We start from the raw sequence: 21478 nt of genomic DNA, 5'->3' as shown, positions 1-21478 counted from the left end.
GATCCATCGTGGAGACGCACCCCATGACCTCGTACGCCCTCACGCCGCTCCGACGCGGCTTCATTTCCGTCTCAGCCGCTGCCGTCGCCTGGGGAGCCGGCGGCGCGGCAGCAACTGAGCTGTTCCGTACCAGCGGCCTCGGCCCCATGGCCGTGTCGTTCTGGCGGTTCGCCATCGCGACCATGATCCTGCTGGCGCCGCAGGTCCGGAAGACGGCTCCCGTCAGGCCTGTCTGCTGGCGTACCGCCGTACCCACCGGCGTCGCCCTGGCGGCCTATCAGACGGCCTATTTCGGCGCTGTCCAGGAGGCCGGACTCGCCCTCGGCACCCTGGTCACACTCGGCGCGAGCCCGATTCTGGTCAGCGCCGGAGCACACTTCATCCTGGGTGAACGGCTCACCCGGCGCGGTGCCGCCGCCATGGGGATCGCGCTGATCGGCCTGTTGATCCTGGTCACACACCCGGTTTCCGGTCCCCGCCCGCTTGTGGGCATCACGCTGGCCCTGCTGTCGGCCGTCGGCTACAGTGCCGTCACTCTGTGGGGCCGCCAGGCAGGCAATACGAGCCAAAGTCCGGCCACCTGGGGCGCCGGAGCCCTGTGCCTGCTGCCCTTCGCCTTGATGCAGGGAACGTGGCCCCGCGCCGAAGGCGCCGCCGAGTCCACCTTCTGGCTGGTCTTCCTCGGCGTGGTGCCGACCCTGCTGGCCTACCGCTGGTACTTCAGCGGACTCACTACGGTCCCCAGCACTACCGCGGCCGTGCTCGTGCTCCTCGAACCCGCCACGGCCGCGCTCCTCGCCGTTCTGCTCGGCGAGGAGATCAGCACCACGCTGGTCCTCGGATCGTTTCTGCTGCTGACGGCCATCGCTGTTCTGGCCCGCGAGCGATCATGAACTCCTCGCCCTCGCCCTCGCCCTCGCCCGAGACTCATGCACGGTTCTTGACGTGATGAAGCGGCGTGGGCCCGTCTCCGTGGGTGTCCTGGGCACGTCCCAGCCGGCCACCGCGGCACGGGAAGGAGGGGCCCACGCCCGAGCGCGTGCGAAGACCACCTACACGCCGGTGCCGACCCGCACGGGGAGGGGCCGGTGACGGCGTGTGGGACGGACGACGGCATACGACTGTGCGCTCACTGCGGTGCAGCCGGGAGGTACCCGTGTTGTACGGCGTAGACGCCGGCCTGGAAGCGGCTTTGGGCGCCGACCAGTTGCAGGAGGTTGGTCGTGATGCGGCGCACGGTGCGGGTGGAGACTCCGAGGCTTGTGGCGATCGCCTCGTCCGTTCGCCCCTGCCCCATCTGCCGGAGCACTTCGGCCTGTTGCTCGGTCAGCTCGCCGGGGACCCGTTCCGGTAGCACGTTGAGCGGTTTGGACGTCTGCCAGACCTGGTCGAACAAGGTGTGCAGCAGGGAGAGCATGCCGGCATTCGTCACGATGATCGCCCCGGCCCCTGTGTTGCCGGAATCGCAGGCGATGAGTGCGGCCCGCCGGTCGTGGAGGATGACCCGGTTGGGTAGGGTGGGCGAAGTGCGAATTTCGGCGCCGAGGTTTTCAAGCCACTGAGCATGTTCCGTCGTGGCGCGGTCACGGCGAATGCTTTCGAGGTACACGGTCCGCATCTGTACACCGCGCTCCAGCATTCTGGAGTTCAGCGGCCTGGAGGCGCGCATGTTCTCAGTCGTCTGCGGGCCACCAGGAGCGAAGGTGAGGAACTCTTCGAGAACCCTGGCGTGAATCGTGACGATGTAATTGCGGATCGCGTCGATTCCCTCGAGGTATTCCACTCCGCCGCTCGAACTGGAATGCTTTTGCGTGTAGTACGCGATAAGTTCGGCAGCGGCGGCCTGGGTTTCCTCGACCTGTTGCTGACGGGCTACCAATTCCGCCTGCTGGCGCGCGAGCAGCGCTTCCAGACCGAGCAAGGGGTGGACGGCCTGCACACGCACATCATCATGGCTGGATACGCTGACCAGCGCCAACTCACTCAGTCGGTCCAGGGAGCTTTGCACTATGCTGACGGGTACGTTCAGCTGTGAAGCCCACTGATCAACGCCCCCTGCTGGATCGGACAAGAGCAGACGATAGACGGATTCGGTTAATGAGTCTATTCCGAGTCCTGCCAGCATGGGATCCCCCCCGGTTGCGATGCCCGGACCTGCAAGCCCGGGAACCCGAGAGTAACCGAGAATCACCTCACGGTCATAGTTTTTGGGGATCTCTTAGACGAGCTGCCGGCGGTGTCATGGGCTCTCCTTCCGGCTTGTCCATGTGAGCCCCGGAATGTCAGCCGTAGGATCTATGACCTGCTCCTCGGCGCGGATCGAGAACATGCTCCGGCTCCGCGTCCCGCCCCTCCTACCGGAATCTCCGCTTCCCTGGCGGTTGCTTCCGGAAAGCGACAAGGTCAGTGACGAACGCGGCGCCGGGACCGTGTCACGCGTTCCGCAACCGGCCGGCGGACGTCGGCCACCGTCTCGACACGGTCCGGCAGGAGCGGTGCAAGGTCCCCAAGTCGGCTTGGCTGCCGCCCTGCTGAGGCCAAGCTTCCATGGCGACTTCTGTGCATCCACCCCGCGGTGGCGGCCTACAGTGGGCGCATGAGCTGACGGGAATCCCCTGTTTCGACTCGGTATTCCTCCACGCCTGCTTGACTGGCCGGAGGATGTCGTTCTCCAAGGCCGGTGGTTGGGCGGGCTCTTGGAGGGGGTCCCGCACACTCGACCGGTACAGCGGTCGCGTCCGACCGCCGCGAGTGCTGGAAGCCTGGAGGGCTCTCACCGCCGCCGGGCGCAGTACGGTCTCTGGATCCCCGGCGCGCCGGACCGCGGAGCCGGTCGGTTCGGATCCGGGGCGCGCGGAATTTTTACCGGAAGTTCCCACTCGACGTCGATCACACCATGAGGACCTACGTGTATCTCGTACACATTCATCTGGTGCCCAACCCTCACGGTGATCGGTTACCCGGCCGCACGCGTGCAGCCATCACCGCTGCCGCGGCAGGCATCGCCGATGTCGTGCACGTCGCCCTCCATTCCGGTGCCAGACCGGGACCGGTCATCGGCGTCTATCTCGCGATCGCCTCGCTGAGGGAAGCGGAGGCGGCCGCGCTGGACATCTGGAACGCCGCTTGCGCCAGCCACGCCTGGCTGCGTGATTGGGAGCTGGTACAGGCCGAAGTGCCGATCATGCCTGGTTACGACTGGTGAGTGGGCGCGCCCGAAGGCTCGACGACGCCTGCTCGCTCCGCCGTCTCGACACGGTCCGGTGAGTCCCGCCACCGGTGAAGCGCTGTCTATGACCGCCAGTGGACATGGCCGCATTGCCCCCGCCGTCCCCCCTTCAACCCGGTGCGCTCGTGACCCAGACTCGATCTCGGAAGAACGACGCGACATCTGATGAACGGGGACAGTGAAATGGATCGAATGAGAGCGGCGGGTACGGCAGCTGTGACAGCCGTGCTCCTGGGCGTGAGTTCGTGGGCCTTCACCGGCAGCGCCGCCGCCGAGGCCGGCCACGTGGTCAGCGCTCCCGACGCCGTCGTACAGGCCGACGGGCTCCACAGCGGGGAAGATGACGCCGGCTGGCAGTGACCGGTCGGGGCGACTCGTGACACCTGTCCGAATGCCCCGTTGACCGACCCCGAGTCGGCCGGCCCCGGCCGGTATGTCGAGACTCGGTGCTCTCTCTCCGGGGCGCGACCGCCCCGTCGATCCCCTTCCGGGGCAATGGCTTTGTCGAATTCTGCGCGCGTGTGCATCCATGCACCGGCGCTCACCCGCGTGACCGCACACACAAGGACTCTCTCCATGGATACCCGTGAGCTCCCTGCCCATGTCACAGTGCCGCACGATCCGATCGCCTTCGTCGACGAGGTGTCCAGCTGGCTGACGCGTGACGCCGCCGACGTCGACGCGCACTTTTCCGGCGAGTACCGGGACCGGCTGACGGCCGGAGTGGACCAGCTGAACGACAAGGTCCTGACGGGAGACCAACAAGCCCTGTACGCACAGCAGTTGCTGCTCTCCAGGATCTATCAGATGCACACCGTGCTTCCGGAGGGCACGACCGCCGAGGGCTCTGTCTTCGTGTCCGAGGTGACGCGGCAGCTCGAACGGGCCACCGCCCAGGCGGAGGACGCCTGGATCGACCCCGAGCTCCTCGACCAGGCCCCCGACGAACCGCGTGCCTATCTGTCCTGGCTGAAGCAACTGGCCCGCGGCCACCGGGTGTTCAAGCACCCGTACTACCACGAGTTCATCCGCAACCAGGCCGATGTCAACGACCTGCGTGACTACGTGATGCAGGAGTCCGTGGTCGACGGGCGGTTCGACGATCTCCTCGCCATGATGCAGATCGGCACTTCGGGGCCGGCCAAAATGGAGATCGCCACGAACTTCTGGGACGAGATGGGCAATGGCGATCCCGACCAGGTGCACACCCTGCTCTTCAACAAGATCTACGAGGTGTTCGAGATCGGGGCGGAGGAGCTGGAGCGCAGCCTCACGGCCAACGCCCTGCTCTCCGGGAACCTCGCGGTCATGCTCTCCCGGTTCCGCAAGTACTACCCGGAGGCGGTCGGCTTCCTCGGTATGACCGAGTGGATGGTGCCCGACCGGTTCGTCCAGGTCGTCCACGCGTGGGAGCGGCTCGGTCTGCCGGACATCGGCATCGTGTACCACCGTCTGCACATCACCGTGGACTCCCAGCACGCCGCCGGGTGGTTCCACAACGTGGTGGTGCCGGCCGCGGAATCCGAGCGCATGCGCAGGGCGATCGCCCGTGGCACGCTCTGGCGGCTGAACTCATCGGCCCGCTACCTCGACGAGCGTATGCCGGTCGCTGCCGCCTGAATCGCCACAGCCCGTCTTCATCGCACGAAAGGCTATGCCATGCCCCTGAACGCACAGGGATTCGCGGTCATCGACCTGCCCGAGGTCTCAACGGACATCCTCGCCAGTTACGACGACCTTCCGGTCGACGACTACATGGGGAACGGCACCCGCTTCAAGCGCTTCGACCAGTACCGGCTGACGCCCAAGGACGGCACATGGCACTTCCAGCTGCTGCCGCACCGTGACTACACGACGTACAAGACGTTCAACTCCGTCGGTGGGGGAATGCGCCGCGGCTACGAGCCGATCCAGGTCGACTTCACTCCGCTGATCGCCGTGGGAGCCAAGGAACTCGGCCTCGACCAGTCCGAGGACTGGCAGATCAACGTGCACCAGAACCGGACCCGCGCGGACGGCGAAAGGCCCGGCCCGCTGACTCCCGAGGGCGTGCACCACGACGGCCACGAGTTCGTCATGATCGCCGTCTTCCGCAGGGAGAACGTGGCGGGCGGGGAGACCCGGCTCTGGGAGCCCGGAGCGGATGCCCCGTTCTGGAACGGCACCCTCGACCCCGGCCAGGCCGTGCTGCTCGACGACCGCGCGCTGGCCCACGACGTCACCGACGTCCTGTCCGCGGACGGCGGACCCGGTCACCGGGACATCGTCATCGTCGCGTTCTCGCGCTGGAGCGAGAAGTGGTACGGCGAGGAGCACGACGAGGCGGCGTTGGCCGACCGCCCGGCCTGACCAGGCACGCGGCAACGGATTCGGGGACAGGGCAAGCGCGATGAGCGACTTTACGAAGTACCAGGCACTGGGCAACGACTACCTCGTGATCGATCCGCTGCGGATCGAGTTCACGCCCACCGCGCAGACGGTGCGGCTGCTGTGCGACCGGCACACGGGGGTCGGCGCGGACGGTGTGCTCATCGGGCCCATGGCCGCCCCCCGTCCGGGCGAGCCGGTGGAGCTGCGCATCTTCAACTCCGACGGCAGCCCGTGCGAGAAGAGCGGGAACGGCCTGCGGATGTTCGCCCTGTACCTGGCGGAGCACTACGGCGCCGAGCCGGCACGGCAGGACGAGGCCGGGCAGCGCTCCCTCGTGCTCAGGACCGTCGCCGGTGACTCCCGTACGGACATCCTGGACTTCGCCGAGGGCCGGGTCCGGGTGGAGATGGGGCGTCCGGTCTTCGGCTCGGACGCGCCGGTGGCCCTGACGGCGGGGTCGCGCAGGCTCGACGTGCTCAACCTCCACCTCGGCAACCCCCACACGGTGGTCCCGCTCGACGACGTCTCGTCCGGCCTCGCGAAGGAGTTCGGGCCGCTGATCGCCTGGCACCCCGAGTTCCCGCAGGGGACCAACGTCCAGTTCCTGCGCGTCGTGGATCGGGGCAGGATCCGGATCGAGGTGTGGGAGCGGGGCGCCGGTTACACCCTGGCCTCCGGCAGCAGTGCCTGCGCGGCCGCGGCCGCCGCGCATCGTCTCGGGCTGGTCGACGGGCACGTGGTGGTGGAGATGGCGGGCGGGACCATGGAGGTCTCGGTGGGCGAGCAGGGTGAGATCGCCCTGACCGGTACCTCCGAGCAGGTGGCCACCGGCCGGTTCTCGCCGGCCTTCCGGGCCCGCCTGGCCGAAGGAGCGTCGGCGTGACCACTCTCGACGACGGCCGGCAGGTCGCGGCGCGCGGGTTCTACCCCCTGCTGGCCACCAGACTCTCCTCGGTCGCCGCCACCGGTGTCTATTTCATCGCGGCGGCCTGGCTCCTCATCGACCAGGGCGGTAACAGCACCGAGGTCGCGGGGCTCGCCATCGCCATGACCGTCCCCAGCGTGCTCGCGGCTCTGCAGGGCGGCGTGCTGATCGACCGCCACGACCGTCGTCGGATCGGGCAGATCGCCGAACTGGCCAGGGTCGGCGCGGTGTTCGCTCTCGCCGTGCTGCACAGCACAACGTCACTGACGCTGTGGCACGTCTACGCGATCACGCTGGTGCTGGGGCTGGGCAACGCGGTGACGCTGCCCTGTTACGGCGCCATGCTGCCCCAGGTGCTGCCCCGTCACAAACTGGTGCGGGGCAACGCGATCTGGCAGATCGCCACCCAGGTGGGCGGTATCGCCGCCTCCGCGCTGGGCGGGCTCCTGGTGGGCGGCGGCGGTGTGGGGATCGGTCTGTACACGGCTGCCCTGTGCTATCTGGCGGCTGCGGTCGCCCTGCAACTCGTCCCTGCGGCCGCCTCGCCCGCCGTGGCCGCCGAATCGAGCCGCAGTGGTGTGTGGCACGATCTGGCAGTCGCGGCGCGGAGCATCGCCAGGGACCGGGTCCACCTGCTGGTCACGGTCTTCTCGATCCTGCCGCCGAGCGTGCTGGCGGCCTCCAACGCGCTCCTCCCGGTCTTCACCAAAGAGCGACTGGGGGCGGGGCCGGTCGGTTTCGGGCTCCTGGAGGGCGTCTGGGGCGGCGGCGCGCTGCTCGCCGGGATCGCGATCTCCCGGCTGGCCGGCCGGATCACGGACGAGCTGCGCCTGCTGGTTCACTCCCTGCTGGCCATCGCCACCACGATGCTCGTCTTCTCCCTCATCACGCAGCTGAGCTATTCGCTGCCCGCTTCGCTGCTGCTCGGCCTCTCGATCAGTTGCTCAGGCATCCTGTTCCCGGCCTATGTGCAGGCCAGGACGGAAGAGGCCGTGCTCGGCCGGGTCCTGAGCGGCATCCAGTTCGCGTCGTCCATCGTGCAGCTCCTGATGTTGGCGGCCATCGGTGTCGGCGGAGCCTTCGCGCCCGCGTGGTCCATGTTCGCTGCCCTGGCGCTCATCACCCTGCTGACGGCCGTACTGCTGTCCGTGCTGGTGCGACGTACCCGTGTCATGGCCTGAAGGCATCTTCGTACCTCATCTCGTCATCATCGAAAGGATGGCTTCGCATGCCCGAGAACGTCACAGACGGGGCGACAACCCCCAAGGACAGGACGCTTCTGATCCTCGGAGCGGCCGGCCCGTCCAAGCCGCTGCTGTTCCAGGCGGCGCGGGAGCGCGGTATCCGCACCGTCCTGATCAAGAAGGACGTGACCTGGGAGAAGGAGTTCTGCGACGCGGTCCTTCCGCTGTCTGTCGAGAACTACACGGACTTCGACGCGACCGTCGCCGCCGTGGTCGACTTCTGCCGGGAGCAGAACGTCGGCGGAGTCATCACGACGTTCGACAGCGCGGTGCCGGTCATGGCCCAGGTCGCGGAGACGCTCGGACTGAACGGCCCTTCGCCCTCCATGGCCGCCGCGCTGCGTGACAAGAACGCCATGCGCGAGCGCTTCGCGGAACTCGGCCTGCCGTCGGCGGCCAGCATCCTCGTGCACACTCTGGACGAGGCCCGCAGCGCCATCGAGAAGATCGGCTTCCCGGTCGTCATCAAGCCGACCTACGGGACCGGCAGCGCGGGTGTCGTCCTGGCCCACCAGGATTCCGAGGTGGAGGCCGCCTTCACCAAGGCACGCGAGGTGGGGCTCAACCTCAGCAACTGCGCGGACCTCGTCGTGGAGGAGTACCTCGACGGCCTCGAAGTCACCGTGGACGCCCTGGTGTTCGGCGGGGAGATCCTCTTCCACAACATCTCCGACAACCCCGAACTCATGCCCGGCCCGATCTTCCCCGAGGTCGAGTTCATCACCCCCACGGCATTCCCGGGACAGACCGTCGCCGAGGCGTTCGCGGCCAACGAGTTGACCATCAAGGGCTTCGGCCTTGACCACGCGGTCGTGCACGCGGAGATGCGGATGACCAGCAGGGGCCCCCGGCTGCTCGAACTGCACCCCCGCCCGGCCGGCCAGCGGGTGCCGCAGATCATCGCCCGTTCGCTGGGCGTCGACCTGATGGGGGCGGCCATCGAGATCGCGCTGGGCCGGCGCCCCGAGATCGAGCCGCGCCGGAAGGGCTACGCCGGCTACCGGGCCGTGTGCCCCGAGGTCCCGGGCGTGCTCAAGGCCGTGCGCGGGCTCGACGCGGCCAGGAAGAGCCCGGGTGTCTTCGACATCGAGGTCGTGCTCGAACCCGGTGCCCGTCTGGTCACCGTGCCCGACGCCGTGCAGCAGGACGCGCTGTACGTGTATGTCGAGGCCGACACCTACGAGGAAGTCCACCAGCGGCTGCTGGACGCCACCGCGCTGATCGAACTCGAACTGGAGTAAGGGCCGGGACGACGAGCCGGCTCCTCCGGGCGGTCGGCACCGACCGCCCGGAGCAATCGACAGCCGGTGGCAACCAACAGGGAACGAGAGACCGTGACAGAGCCGAGAACCATCCCGGGGGCGTGCCCGCTCGACTGCCCCGACGGCTGCAGTTGGCTGCTGACGATCGAGGACAACACCGCGGTCGAACTGCGAGGCAATCCCGAACACCCCTATACGCAGGGCGCGTTGTGCGTGAAGGTCAACCAATTCCTTGAGCACACCCGCTCTCCCGACCGGCTCCTGCATCCGCTGCGCCGCGTCGGCCCAAAGGGCCGGGGGACGTTCGAGAGGATCTCCTGGGACGAAGCGCTGACGGAGATCGCCCAGCGGCTCACCGGCATCGTCGAACGCCACGGCGGCGAGGCGATCTGGCCCTATCAGGGGACCGGCACCCTCGGCTTCCTGCAGGGACTGCAGGGCAAGGCGGGCAACCGGCTCTGGAACGTGCTCGGCGCGTCCGAGCACGACATGACCATCTGCTCGATCGCGGGTCTCGCGGGGCTGGAATACACCCTCGGCACCAGCCGGGGCCTGGACCCGGAGAGCCTGCGCGACGCGCGGCTCATCCTGTTGTGGGGAACGAACACACTCAGCTCCGGCCACCACCTGTGGAAGCCGATCCAGCAGGCACGCCGGGCCGGCGCCCGGGTCGTGGCGATCGACCCCATCAGGACACGCACCGCCCAGGGGGCCGACGAACATGTCGCGCCCATCCCGGGCACCGACGCGGCGCTGGCCCTCGGTCTGCTCAACGTGGTGGTCTCGATGGGCGCCGAGGACCGGGCCTACCTGGAGCGCCACACCCTCGGCTGGGAGCAGTTCCGTGAACGGATCCTGGAGTTCACACCCACCCGCGTCGCCCGGCTGACCGGCCTGGACGAAGCCACCATCGTGAACCTCGGTGAGCAGGTGGCGACGATCCGGCCGACCGCGATCCGCATCGCCCAGGGCATCCAGCGCCACGCCGGAGGCGGCGCGGCCGCGCGGACCCTCGCCTGCATCCCGGCGGTGACCGGCGACTGGGCGCTGCCGGGCGGCGGCCTGCACTACACCACCGACGGCTACTTCGGAGGAAACCGCGAGGCGCTGTACCGGGACGACCTGCGGCAGCGCCCGGTGCGGTCCCTGTCCATGACACGCCTGGCGGAAGGGCTGCTGGAAGCGGCCGACCCGCCGGTCAAGGCGCTGGTGGTGTACGGGGCGAACCCGGTGGCCAGCTCACCCGACCAGAACCGGATCCGCCGCGGCCTGGAGCGGGACGACCTCTTCACGGTCGTCCTGGACCACTTCCAGACGGACACCGCCGACTACGCCGACATCGTGCTCCCGGCCACCATGCAGCCGGAGCACATGGACCTGCACGACGGGTACGGCCACCTCTACCTCACCTGGAACGAGCCCGCCGTACCGCCGCCCGGCGAGTGCCTGCCGACGACCGAGACCTTCCGCCGGCTGGCCCGTCACATGGGCCTGAAGGAGCCGAGCCTGTACGACTCGGACGAGGAACTCGCCCGACAGCTGCTGGACTCCGAACACCCCTCACTGGAGGGAATCACTCTGGAGAGTCTGCGCAAGAACGGCTGGGCGCGGCTCGCCTATCCCGCCTCCTTCGCCCCGTACAAGGACGGATTCCCCACCGCGTCGGGCAAGGTCGAGTTCCTGTCGGAGCGGGCAAGGGCAGCGGGGCTCGACCCGCTGGCCGGATTCACCCCCGCCCAAGAGGTCTCGGACTCCGAACAGGCGGGCCGCTACCCGCTGGTGCTGCTGTCCGGCGCCTCGCACTTCTTCCTCAACACGGTGTTCGGCAACAAGCCGAAGCTGCGCCGACGGGCAGGCGAGACGCATGTCGTCCTGCATCCCGACGACGCCGCCGCGCGAGGCATCACGGCGGGCGACCCGGTGCGGGTCTTCAACGCCCGCGGTTCCTTCACGGCCACCGCCCGCGTCGACGACGTCGTCCGGCCCGGCGTGGCATCGAGCCCCAAGGGCAACTGGCCCAAGCTCTCCGGCGGTTCGGGGGTCAACGCCACGGTCGAGGAACGCGACGCGGACATGGGCGGCGGGGCCGTCTTCAACGACAACCGGGTGGAGGTCGAGTTGATCACCCGCCCGCCCAGAGACGAGGACTGATGGAGTTCAACAGGCTCGGCAACAGCGGCCTGAAGGTCAGCCGGATCGCGTACGGCAACTGGCTGACCCACGGCTCGCAGATAGAGGAGGAGGCGGCCGTCGAGTGTGTGAGGGCTGCCCTGGACGTGGGCATCACCACCTTCGACACCGCGGACGTCTACGCCGGGACCAGGGCCGAGGAGGTCCTGGGCCGTGCCCTCAAGGGGCAGCGCAGGGAGTCCGTCGAGATCTCCACCAAGGTGTGCCTGCCGGTCGGCAGCGGCCCCAACGACAGGGGACTGTCCCGCAAGCACATCACGGAGTCGGTGCACGGGTCACTGCGCCGGCTGGGCACCGACTACGTGGACCTCTACCACGCCCACCGTTTCGACCGGGAGACTCCGCTCGCGGAGACACTCAAGACGTTCGACGACCTGATCAGGCAGGGAAAGGTCCTCTACATCGGCGTCTCGGAGTGGACCGCCGACGAGATCCGGCAGGCGCTGCGCCTCGCCGACGAGCTGGGGCTCGAGCGCTTCGTGGCCAACCAGCCGCAGTACTCGATGCTCTGGCGCGTGATCGAGGAGGAGATCGTCCCGCTCTGCGAGCAGGAGGGCCTGAGCCAGCTGGTCTGGTCGCCGGTCGCGCAGGGCGTGCTCAGCGGCAAGTACCTGCCGGGCCGCCCGGTGCCCGCCAACTCGCGCGCGGCCGACGCCAACGGCGCCCAGTGGGTCGGCGCGTTCCTGCGCGACGACGTGCTGGAGCGGGTGCAGCTGCTCACCCCGCTGGCCCGCGAGGCCGGGCTGACCCGGGCCCAACTGGCCATCGCCTGGACCCTGCAGAACTCCAACGTGGCGGCGGCCATCGTCGGGGCGTCCCGTCCCGAGCAGGTGCGCAACAACGCGGCGGCCGCCGGGATCACTCTCGACGACGTCCTCATGAAGCAGATCGACGAAGTCCTCGCCCCGGTCGTCGAACGTGATCCGAAGAAGACCGACAGTGCGTGGTGACGCCGGTCCCACCCACGCCGGTCCCACCCCGCCCCAGCCGGAGGAAGTGCTTATGGACTACGCCCCGTTCGAACTCCTCGAATGGCAGTCGTTCGACGACGGCGCCGCCCGGTACAGCCTTGCCGACAGCGGGTGTCAGCCGGTGACCGTCCGACAGCTCCTGGAGGGCGACGAGGACGCGCTCGGCCGGCTGCTCGACACCCCGCTGCACTACCCGCCCGAGCGCGGCCAGGACCGGCTGCGGCAGCTCATCTCGGAGCACCACTGCGGACAGCCGGACGAGGTGATCGTCACGGTCGGCGCCGCGGAGGCCAACTCCATCGTGATCGACGCCCTGGTGCGCCCCGGCGACCACGTGGTCACGTTCGCACCCGGCTACCGCCAGGTGTGGGGCTGCGCCGTGAACGCGGGGGCCCGCGTGGAGGAGATCCAGTCCTCCGCGGCCGCCGGCTGGCGCCCCGATCTGGAGGCCCTGCGCAAGGCCGTGGGCCCCGCGACCCGGCTCATCTCCCTGACGAACCCGAACAACCCGACCGGCACGATCCTCACCGAGCAGGAGATGGACGAGATCGTGGCGATCGCCGCCGAGGCGGGCGCCTGGATCCTCGCCGACGAGGTGCACCGGGGCACCGAACTGCTCACCGACCTGGTCACACCCACGTTCTGGGGCCGCTACGAGCGGGTGATCTGCGTCGGCAGCCTCTCCAAGGCCTTCGGCATGCCGGGTCTTCGCCTCGGCTGGCTGGTCGCCCCCGCACAGATCGTCCCGGATCTGTGGCGGCGGCACGAGTACGCCACCGTGTCCACCGGCTCCGTCTCCATGGCGCTCGCCGAGATCGCGCTGACCGAGCGGAACCGTACCCGCCTGACGAACCGCTACCGAGGGCTGATCCGGGAGAGCAGGACCTGGCTCGACGACTGGGTCGCGGCACACCAGGACCTGGTCGCGTTGGTCCCACCGCAGGCCACGGCGCTGGGATTCATCGCCTACCACCTCGACCTGCCCAGCCGTCAGGTCGCCGAGACGCTGCGCGTGCAGGGCGACGTGCTCGTGGGCGCGGGAGCCCACTTCGGCACGGAGGGGCATCTGCGGATAGCCCACGGACACGAAGCGGCCTACCTCGCCGCCGCGCTCGACCGTACGGCCGCGGTGCTCAAGGACCTGGCGAGTCGTCACGGGCTGTCCCCGGCCGGAGCCACGACCCCGGTGCCCACACAGTGAATGTCAGACGCCGTACCAGGAAAGAGAGATGTGTCCGCATGAGCAGGAAGACACTGCTGGCCGCCGTGACGGCCACGGCCGGGCTGCTGACGGCCGGATGCGGTCAGGGTCTGCTGGCCGGCAGCGATGACAGCGCCGGACAGGACGGTCCGATCGTCCTCGGCATGACGGCTCCGATGTCCGGGACCAGCGCCGACATCGGCCCGTACATGAAGAACGGCGCCCAGCTCGCCATCGACGAGATCAACGCCAAGGGCGGTGTCCTGGGCCGCAAACTGGAACTGCGGGCCGAGGACGACGCCTGCGACCCGAAGACGGCGGTCGCCGCCGCGACCAAGCTCGTCACCTCGAAGATCGCGGTGTCCGTCGGCGGATACTGCTCCGGCGCGACGCTGCCGACCCTGCCGATCTTCGCCAAGGCCGAGATCCCGATGATCATCCCGGCGGCCAACTCCGACGAGTTGTACCAGCAGGGCATCAAGAGCACCTTCCTGATCAACGGGACCGGCACCCAGCAGGCCGACGCCGCCCTGGCCTGGATGACGGACGCGAAGTCCGACCGGGTCGTGGTGGTGGACGACAACACCAGTTACGCCGAGAACATCGCGACGCTGATGGGCCCGCGCCTGAAGAAGCCGGGCGGCCCCGAGGAGGTCGCGGCGCTGTCCCTCACCCCCGGTGAGAGCGACTACAGCACCACCGTCGCCGCGGTGCTCGACGCGAAGCCGGACTTCGTCTACTGGACCGGGTACGACAAGGAGGGCGGGCTGCTCATCAGGCAGCTGCGGCAAGCCGGTTACGACGGGACGATCATGGTGGCGGACGGCGCCGTCAGCGCCTCCCTCGCGAAGATCGCCGGTGGCGACAACGCCGAGGGCGTGCTGGCGACCATGACCCAGACCCCCGACACGATCAAGGGCGGCGAGAAGTGGGTCGCCGGGTACCGCAAGCGGTTCGGTGCGCGGCCGGGCCCCTACTCGACCCAGTCCTACGACGCCGTGCGGCTCGCGGCGGACGCCATCACCAAGGCCGGCTCCACCCGGTCGGCCGATGTGGTCGCCGAGCTGGAGCACGTCAAGGGCTTCCCCCTGTTCTCGGGGCCGCTGACCTTCACCAAGGACCACACCCTGTCCAAGGGCGGATTCGTGGTCCTGAGGCAGCGCGACGGCCGGTTCGTCCTCGCGGACGACGAGAAGTAGCCGGCGTCCATGGTGCAACTCATCTGGGACGGCCTCTTCGTCGGGGCGTTCTACTCACTCATAGCCCTGGGCTACAGCCTGGTCTACGGAGTCATCAGGCTGCTCAACTTCGCCCACGGCGACCTGTACATGCTCGGTGCCTTCTTCGGCCTGTGGCTGCTCAGCGCCTTCGGTACGGTCCCGGCCACCCTCCCGGTCCTCGCGCTGCTGGTGGTGCTCGTCGCGGCCTCGCTGGCGACCGGACTCGCCGGAATGGCGATCGAGCGGGTGGCCTACCGCCCGCTGCGCAAGGCGCCGCGACTCTCTCTGCTGATCACCGCGGTCGGCGCGTCCTTCGTCGTCGAGTACGGGGTCCGCATCATGGCCGGACCCAGTCCGCAGGTCTACCCCCTGCGCCTCGACGGCCGGGCACTCACCTTCCTCGGCGCGCGCTTCACCCCCCAGCAGCTGCTGCTGATGGGCGTCGCCGTCGCCTTGATGCTCGGCCTGGACGCCTGGATCAGTCGCAGCCGCGACGGCCGGGCCATGCGCGCCGTCGCCCTCGACCAGAAGGCCGCCCGGCTGATGGGCATCGACGTCGACAAGATCATTTCGCGGGTCTTCTTCGTGGGCTCGGCGCTGGCCGGGGCGGCGGGCGTGATGGCCGGCGTGTTCTACGGGAAGGTCGACTTCCTGATGGGCTTCATCATCGGCCTCAAGGCGTTCACCGCAGCGGTCATCGGCGGCATCGGAAACCTGAAGGGCACGATGCTCGGCGGCCTGGTCCTCGGCCTCCTGGAGTCCTTCGGCACGCACTGGCTCGGCGGCGAATGGCGTGACGTCTTCGCCTTCGGTTTCCTCATCGTCCTGCTGAGTGTTCGCCCCACCGGGCTGCTCGGCGCCCGTGAGCAGGAGCGCGTATGAACCTCGGGATCCGGCGTCTCGCCGAGAACCGTGCGATGGGCCCGCTCGGCTTCGCGGCCGCGGCACTCGCGCCGTTCCTCATCGCCACGCCCTACTCGCTCAACGTCATGACGAGTGCCGCCATCTTCGTGATGCTCGCGGTCGGCCTCAACATCGTGGTCGGCTACTGCGGGCTGCTCGACCTGGGGTTCGTGGCCTTCTTCGCGGTGGGTGCCTACACGAGCGGCGTGCTCGCGACGAAGTACGGGCTCTCTCTGGTCCAGACGATCCCGGTGGTCGTCGTGGTGACACTGCTCGCCGGTGTCCTGATCGGGCTCCCCACCCTGCGGCTGCGCAGCGACTACCTCGCCATCGTGACGCTGGGGTTCGGGGAGATCATCCGCATCCTGGCGAACAACCTGGACATCACGGGCGGACCGTCGGGCATCTACGGGATCCCCGGTCTGACGCTGTTCGGCACCGGCCTCGACCAACCGGTGGAGCTCTACTACACCGTTCTGGTCCTGGTGGCGGCCGCCGTGGTCCTGGCGGGCCGGCTCGACCGGTCACGGCTCGGCCGGGCCTGGAGCTTCATCCGCGAGGACGAGGACGCTGCCGAAGCCATGGGCCTGCACACCTACCGCGTCAAGCTCGCGGCGTACAGCGCCGGCGCGGTGTGGGGCGGCCTGGCCGGCGTGCTCTTCGCCGCGCAGCTGTCCGCGGTCTCGCCCGAGAGCTTCCGCTTCATCCAGTCCGCGCTGGTTCTCATGGCCGTGGTCCTCGGCGGCCGGGGCAGCTCCCGAGGAGTTGTCGTGGGAGCCGTGTGCATCAGCCTGGTGCCCGAGCTGCTCCGTGGTGTCGAGGACAACCGGTACTTCGCCTTCGGCGTGGTGCTCATCGCCGTCATGATCTTCCGGCCGATGGGACTGTGGCCGCGCCCCTCCCGGGAGCCGGCCCGCACCGCGCGTCGCTCGGAGCCGGAACCCGCATCCGCACGAACGGAGAAGGCCGCATGACCACTTCCGAGCTGCTCGCGCTCGAACAGGTGGAGGTCGCCTTCGGCGGGGTACGGGCCGTGGACGGAATCGACCTCGTGATCGGGTCCGAGGAGATCGTCTCCGTGATCGGACCCAACGGAGCGGGCAAGACCTCGCTGTTCAACTCCGTCACCGGCTTCTACCGGCCGACGGGAGGGCGTATCCGGGTCGCGGGACGCGATGTGACCCGGGCCCGGCCCTCGGCGATAGCCGCCCTCGGGGTCTGCCGCACCTTCCAGAACCTGCGCCTGTTCCCCACGCTCTCGGTGCTGGACAACGTACGGGCCGGTCTTCACCTGCGGGGCGGGCAGAGCGTCTTCGACGCGCTGCTGCGCACCCCGCGCTACCGCCGCTCGGAACGCCGGGGCACGGACGAGGCCCACCGCTGGCTGGACTTCGTAGGCCTGCACGAGGGCGTGCCCGGGGCCATCGACCGGGCGGCGGCCGTCGGGCAACTTCCCTACGGCGCCCAGCGCCTGGTCGAGGTCGCCCGAGCGCTGGCCATGCGGCCACGCCTGCTGCTGCTCGACGAACCCGCCGCCGGTCTCAACCCGGCCGAGAAGACCGCGCTCATGGACCTGGTGCACCGCATACGCGCGCTGGGCACCTCCGTCGTACTCATCGAGCACGACATGCGCCTGGTACGTGCGGTGTCGGAGCGGGTCGTGGTGCTCAACTTCGGCAAGAAGATCGCCGACGGTACGCCGGACCGCGTGTGGAACGACCCGGCCGTCGTCGAGGCGTATCTCGGGGCGGACCCCGACTACGAGAGCGTCGCCACCGGACCGGACGAAACCGTGCCCGGCCGTGAGGAGAGCCATGTCTGAGCGCACGGACCTTCTGGAACTCACCGGCGTCGACGTCCGCTACGGGGGAGTGCGGGCCCTGCACGGCCTCACCCTCTCCGTGGCGGCCGGCGAGGTCGTCGCCCTGCTCGGCGGCAACGGCGCGGGCAAGACATCGACGCTGTCCGCGATCTCGGGACTCGAGATGCCGAGCGCCGGACGCATCACCTTCGCAGGACAGGACATCACGCGGGCGAAACCGCACGAGATCGTCGGGCGTGGCCTGGTGCACGTACCGGAGGGACGCCGGGTCTTCAGCCGGCTGTCGGTGCACGAGAACCTTCAGCTCGGCGGGTATCTCGTGCGGTCCGCCGGCGAGCTCACGGCACGCCTCGACCGCGTCTACGCGACGCTGCCCAGACTGGCCGAGCTGCGCGGCCAGGCCGCCGGCAGCCTTTCGGGCGGTGAGCAGCAGATGGTGGCCATCGGCCGGGCGCTGATGGCGGATCCGCGGCTGCTCATGCTGGACGAGCCGTCGATGGGGCTCGCGCCCGGCATGGTGGCGACCGTGATGGGACTGATCCGGGACATCCGCGATCAGGGCACCGCGGTGCTGCTCGTGGAGCAGAACACCCGGGCCGCGATGCGCGTCGCGGACCGCGGCTACGTCCTGGACACCGGGACCTGCGTGGTCGAGGGGACGATCGGCGAGCTCGCCGACGATCCCCGGATCGCCGAGGCCTACCTCGGCATCGCCCAGCCGTCGCAGGTGCAGGGGTGAAGGACATGGATCTCGGCTCACTGCCGCGTATCGACGCGGGCACCCTCGGCCGGCTGGTGCCGATGCGTGCGGCCGTCACGGCCGTGGAGGAGGCCCTGCGGTCCGGCGTCCTGGCCACCGGCGACCCGGTGCCACGGACCGTGACCGACGTCCGCGCAGGACAACTCCTCTTCATGCCCGCCGAGTCGGGCCCGTACGCGGGCGTGAAGCTCGCATCGGTCGCACCCGGCAACACGGCCGTCGGCCTGCCCCGGATCGCGGGGCTGTATGTACTGCTCGACGGCGAAACCCTGCTCCCGCTGGCCTTGTTGGACGGTACGGCCCTGACGTCGCTGCGCACCCCCGCGGTCTCCGCGGTGGCCGTGGACCGGCTGGCCGTTCCCGAGGCGGCACGCCTGGTCGTGTTCGGCACCGGGCCGCAGGCGTGGCGGCATGTCGAGGCCATGCGAGTGATCAGGCCGGTGAGTCATGTCGGGGTCGTCGCACGCGACGCGGGGCGGATCAGCGCTTTCCTGGACCGCTGCCGGGACGCCGGTGTACGCGCCACCGGGGTCGGCCCGGAAGCGGTGCGTGACGCCGACATCGTCCTGTGCTGCACGACGGCGCGGCAACCGCTGTTTCCCGGACGGCTGGTGCCCGACCACGCCACGGTGGTGGCCGTCGGTTCGCACGAGCCGGACGCCCGCGAGGTGGACACGGAACTGGTCCGCAGATCGACCCTCGTCGTGGAGAGCCGGCCGGTCGCCCTGAGCGAAGCCGGCGACATCCTTCTCCCCGTCGGCGCAGGGGAGTTGGGGGCCGATTGCATCACGGCGGACCTCTCCGAACTCGTCGCGGGCCGGGTCGACACGGCTCGTCCCGGTCCCCGGCTCTTCAAGAGCGTGGGCATGGCCTGGGAGGACCTGGCCGTGGCGGCGGCGGCCTATGAACGCCTGCGGAACTCCTTTTCGATGGAAGAAAGGATGGTGCTCGATTCGCCGTAATGCGAGGGCGGGCTATCGCCCCCCTTCGTTGAATTAAGGGCGACAATTCTTTGCGCCGGAATTCGCGTGTGCGGCACTGAGGCAACAAAAAGGCCCGAGTCGCACCGTTCCCGAAGTAGCGTGCTGGTTTGCCGAGGGAGACCCCATGAAGGCACCGTCATCTGCGATTGAAAGACCCGTCAGAAAACCCTGGTGGAACTCTCAACAACCATCCGGAATGCCGGCCCACCGATACCGGCGTCCCGCGACGCCCGGGCCGGTCGAGCCCGGCGCCCGCACCTGGCTCGACCGCCCTGTGGACACCGCACCGCTGTGGAGTTCGGTGGACCTGCGCGACGGCAACCAGGCGCTGGCCAACCCGATGGACCTGGGACGCAAGCGAAAGATGTTCGACCTGTTGGTCCGCCTGGGGTTCAAGGACATCGAGGTCGGATACCCCTCGGCCAGCGAGGCCGAGTTCGCGTTCGTACGGCAGCTCGTCACCGGCGGCCACATCCCCGACGACGTCACCGTCACGGTCTTCACGCCGGCCCGCCCGGAGCTCATCGACCGCACCTTCGAGGCGGTCCGCGGCGCGGACCGCGCCGTGGTCCACCTGTGCCACGCCACCGCGTGTCTGTGGCGCGAGGTCGTGTTCCGGATGACGCCGTCCGAGGTGATGGCACTGGCGCGGGAGAGCGCCCGACGCCTGGTGCGGCTGGCCGACCGGGCCGAAGGAGCCGTCCGGTTCGAGTACTCCCCGGAGACGTTCAACGTCACCGAACCCGAGTTCGCCCTGGAGATCGCGAACACCGTCGCGGAGATCGTCGACGCGACGCCGGAGCGGCCGCTGACGCTCAACCTCCCGAGCACGGTCGAGACGCACGCGCCGCACGTCTTCGCCGACCAGGTCGAGTGGATGCACCGCAACCTCGACAGACGGGACTCGATCATTCTGTCGGTCCACCCGCACAACGACCGCGGCACCGCGGTGGCCGCGGCGGAGTTCGCGCTGGCGGCCGGGGCGGACCGCGTCGAGGGCACGCTCTTCGGCAACGGCGAGCGCACCGGCAACGTCTGCCTGGTCACCCTGGCGCTGAACATGTTCAGCCGGGGCGTCGACCCGCAACTCGACCTCTCCGACCTGCCGGCCGTCCGCCGCACCGTCGAGGAGTGCAACGAGATGCCTGTGCCGGACCGGCACCCCTACGCCGGAGACCTCGTGTTCACCGCCTTCTCCGGCACCCACCAGGACGCCATAGCCAAGGGACTCACCCACCTGGAGGCCCAGGCTGGCGCGGCCCGGGTACCGGCCGCCGAACTGCCCTGGGACGTCCCGTACCTGCCCATCGACCCGCAGGACGTCGGCCGGAGCTACGAGGCGGTCATCCGGGTCAACAGCCAGTCGGGCAAGGGCGGCATCGCGCACATCCTGCGCACCCGGTGGGGGATCGACCTGCCCGTCGACCTGCGCGTGGAGTTCGCCGAGGCCATCCAGCGCGTCACCGACGCGACCGGCGCGGAGGTGGCACCGGGCCGTATCTGGGACACCTTCCGCGCCGAGTACTGCGACACGGGCGGGTGGGCCGGCTTCGAGGGAGCCGACCTCGACGGCGACGACCCGGTCGGCGCCCTGCTGGCGACGCTCCGCGCGGCCGGCGTGCGCGCCGAGGTGGACCAGCTGGTGCCCCAGGAGGCCGGTTCCGCCTCCGGCGCCGCACACGCCTGCTTCGCCCGCACGCTGGTCGCGGATCGTCCGGTGTGGGGCGTGGGTCTGGGCGCGACACCTCGGGACGCGGCGGTCCAGGCGCTGCTGGCGGCCCTGCACCGCGGCGGGGCCAGAGCGGACAGCACAGGACCCGTGCCACACCTGGCCGGACCGAGAGGGGTGGCCCGATGAACGAACCGACACTGCCGGCCTACGTCGAACTGGAGCCCGGGCGGTTCCGCGAGGACGAGGGCCTGCGCTACGAGGACTACGTCGTCGGCCATGTCTTCGAGCACCGCCCCGGTCGCACGATCACCGCGACCGACAACATCTGGAGCTCACTGCTCTGCCTCAACCAGCACCCGCTCCACATCGACGAGGTCTACGCCTCCCAGACCCCGTTCAAGCAGTTGCTCGTCTCCAGCCTGGTGACGTTCGGCCTCGTGAACGGGATGACGGTCAAGACCGTCAGCCAGAAGGCCGTCGCCAACCTGGGCTGGGACAAGGTCCGGCTCAACGCCCCCGTGTTCGTCGGGGACACCCTCTACGCCGAGACCGAGATCGTCTCCAAACGTCCGTCCGGTTCCCGGCCGGGCGAAGGGATCATCACCGTCCACACGGTGGGCCACAACCAGGACGGGAGACAGGTCATCGAGTTCGACCGCACCCTTCTGGCGTCCATGCGCAATCCGGCCGGTCCGGCCACTGATCCACAGAGCTGAGGCAGGAGAC

At 69.2% G+C, this 21478-nt stretch carries 20 protein-coding genes; 19 read left to right on the top strand and 1 reads right to left on the bottom strand.

Annotation, left to right across the window (positions count from 1 at the left end):
• The first annotated feature begins 23 nt into the window (after positions 1-23).
• Positions 24-893, top strand: a complete 870-nt coding sequence (locus ACFYZ8_RS26910) for an EamA family transporter (protein WP_359038210.1) — start codon at positions 24-26, stop codon at positions 891-893.
• A gap of 236 nt (positions 894-1129) precedes the next feature.
• On the opposite strand, the gene ACFYZ8_RS26905 is transcribed toward ACFYZ8_RS26910, so the two are convergent.
• Positions 1130-2071 (bottom strand): LuxR C-terminal-related transcriptional regulator, encoded by a 942-nt coding sequence (locus ACFYZ8_RS26905; protein WP_388539538.1) that lies wholly within the window; start codon positions 2069-2071, stop codon positions 1130-1132.
• Between the two features lie 825 nt (positions 2072-2896).
• Here ACFYZ8_RS26905 and ACFYZ8_RS26900 point away from each other — a divergent pair.
• The 18 genes from ACFYZ8_RS26900 (at position 2897) to ACFYZ8_RS26815 (ending at position 21468) form a co-directional block, all read left to right on the top strand.
• Complete coding sequence (locus tag ACFYZ8_RS26900; RefSeq protein ID WP_359038206.1) at positions 2897-3205, top strand: hypothetical protein; 309 nt, start codon at positions 2897-2899, stop codon at positions 3203-3205.
• A gap of 240 nt (positions 3206-3445) precedes the next feature.
• Complete coding sequence (locus ACFYZ8_RS26895) at positions 3446-3589, top strand: hypothetical protein (RefSeq protein WP_388539541.1); 144 nt, start codon at positions 3446-3448, stop codon at positions 3587-3589.
• A gap of 216 nt (positions 3590-3805) precedes the next feature.
• Entirely contained in the window at positions 3806-4849 is a 1044-nt protein-coding gene (locus ACFYZ8_RS26890; protein WP_359038202.1) for an iron-containing redox enzyme family protein, read from the top strand.
• Between the two features lie 39 nt (positions 4850-4888).
• The gene (locus ACFYZ8_RS26885) at positions 4889-5578 is read left to right on the top strand and encodes a 2OG-Fe dioxygenase family protein (protein WP_359038200.1); all 690 of its coding nucleotides are present in this window, start codon (positions 4889-4891) and stop codon (positions 5576-5578) included.
• Between the two features lie 40 nt (positions 5579-5618).
• A complete protein-coding gene (dapF, locus tag ACFYZ8_RS26880; protein ID WP_388539545.1) occupies positions 5619-6482 on the top strand; it encodes a diaminopimelate epimerase in 864 nt (287 codons plus the stop codon).
• Entirely contained in the window at positions 6479-7705 is a 1227-nt protein-coding gene (locus ACFYZ8_RS26875; RefSeq protein ID WP_359038196.1) for an MFS transporter, read from the top strand. The genes dapF and ACFYZ8_RS26875 overlap by 4 nt, the downstream gene beginning before the upstream one ends.
• 47 nt (positions 7706-7752) lie before the next feature.
• Positions 7753-9009, top strand: coding sequence for an ATP-grasp domain-containing protein (locus tag ACFYZ8_RS26870; RefSeq protein ID WP_359038194.1), 1257 nt, complete (start codon positions 7753-7755; stop codon positions 9007-9009).
• A gap of 93 nt (positions 9010-9102) precedes the next feature.
• Positions 9103-11181: a molybdopterin oxidoreductase family protein gene (locus tag ACFYZ8_RS26865; protein ID WP_359038192.1), complete on the top strand. Its 2079-nt coding sequence runs from the start codon at positions 9103-9105 to the stop codon at positions 11179-11181.
• Positions 11181-12170, top strand: coding sequence for an aldo/keto reductase family protein (locus ACFYZ8_RS26860; protein ID WP_359038190.1), 990 nt, complete (start codon positions 11181-11183; stop codon positions 12168-12170). The genes ACFYZ8_RS26865 and ACFYZ8_RS26860 overlap by 1 nt, the downstream gene beginning before the upstream one ends.
• Positions 12171-12222: 52 nt before the next feature.
• Positions 12223-13392 carry an aminotransferase class I/II-fold pyridoxal phosphate-dependent enzyme gene (locus ACFYZ8_RS26855; RefSeq protein WP_359038188.1) on the top strand — a complete coding sequence of 390 codons (1170 nt, stop codon included), beginning with the start codon at positions 12223-12225 and terminating at the stop codon, positions 13390-13392.
• A 38-nt stretch (positions 13393-13430) separates the two neighbouring features.
• On the top strand, positions 13431-14591 hold the full coding sequence (locus ACFYZ8_RS26850) for a branched-chain amino acid ABC transporter substrate-binding protein (RefSeq protein WP_388539550.1): 1161 nt from the start codon (positions 13431-13433) through the stop codon (positions 14589-14591).
• Between the two features lie 9 nt (positions 14592-14600).
• Positions 14601-15494 carry a branched-chain amino acid ABC transporter permease gene (locus ACFYZ8_RS26845; protein ID WP_388539552.1) on the top strand — a complete coding sequence of 298 codons (894 nt, stop codon included), beginning with the start codon at positions 14601-14603 and terminating at the stop codon, positions 15492-15494.
• Complete coding sequence (locus ACFYZ8_RS26840) at positions 15491-16489, top strand: branched-chain amino acid ABC transporter permease (RefSeq protein WP_359038182.1); 999 nt, start codon at positions 15491-15493, stop codon at positions 16487-16489. Before ACFYZ8_RS26845 ends, ACFYZ8_RS26840 begins: the two co-directional genes overlap by 4 nt.
• Positions 16486-17337 (top strand): ABC transporter ATP-binding protein, encoded by an 852-nt coding sequence (locus ACFYZ8_RS26835; RefSeq protein ID WP_359038180.1) that lies wholly within the window; start codon positions 16486-16488, stop codon positions 17335-17337. The genes ACFYZ8_RS26840 and ACFYZ8_RS26835 overlap by 4 nt, the downstream gene beginning before the upstream one ends.
• On the top strand, positions 17330-18076 hold the full coding sequence (locus ACFYZ8_RS26830) for an ABC transporter ATP-binding protein (RefSeq protein WP_388539555.1): 747 nt from the start codon (positions 17330-17332) through the stop codon (positions 18074-18076). Before ACFYZ8_RS26835 ends, ACFYZ8_RS26830 begins: the two co-directional genes overlap by 8 nt.
• A gap of 5 nt (positions 18077-18081) precedes the next feature.
• Complete coding sequence (locus ACFYZ8_RS26825; protein WP_388539876.1) at positions 18082-19059, top strand: ornithine cyclodeaminase family protein; 978 nt, start codon at positions 18082-18084, stop codon at positions 19057-19059.
• A 217-nt stretch (positions 19060-19276) separates the two neighbouring features.
• Positions 19277-20938 carry a 2-isopropylmalate synthase gene (locus tag ACFYZ8_RS26820; protein WP_388539558.1) on the top strand — a complete coding sequence of 554 codons (1662 nt, stop codon included), beginning with the start codon at positions 19277-19279 and terminating at the stop codon, positions 20936-20938.
• On the top strand, positions 20935-21468 hold the full coding sequence (locus tag ACFYZ8_RS26815) for a MaoC family dehydratase (protein ID WP_359038174.1): 534 nt from the start codon (positions 20935-20937) through the stop codon (positions 21466-21468). The genes ACFYZ8_RS26820 and ACFYZ8_RS26815 overlap by 4 nt, the downstream gene beginning before the upstream one ends.
• The last annotated feature ends 10 nt before the right edge of the window (positions 21469-21478 follow it).

The organism is Streptomyces sp. NPDC001668, from assembly GCF_042893155.1.
GTDB lineage: Bacteria > Actinomycetota > Actinomycetes > Streptomycetales > Streptomycetaceae > Streptomyces.
Note: the sequence above shows the minus strand (reverse complement) of the source record. Positions and strands in the feature narration are given on the sequence as shown.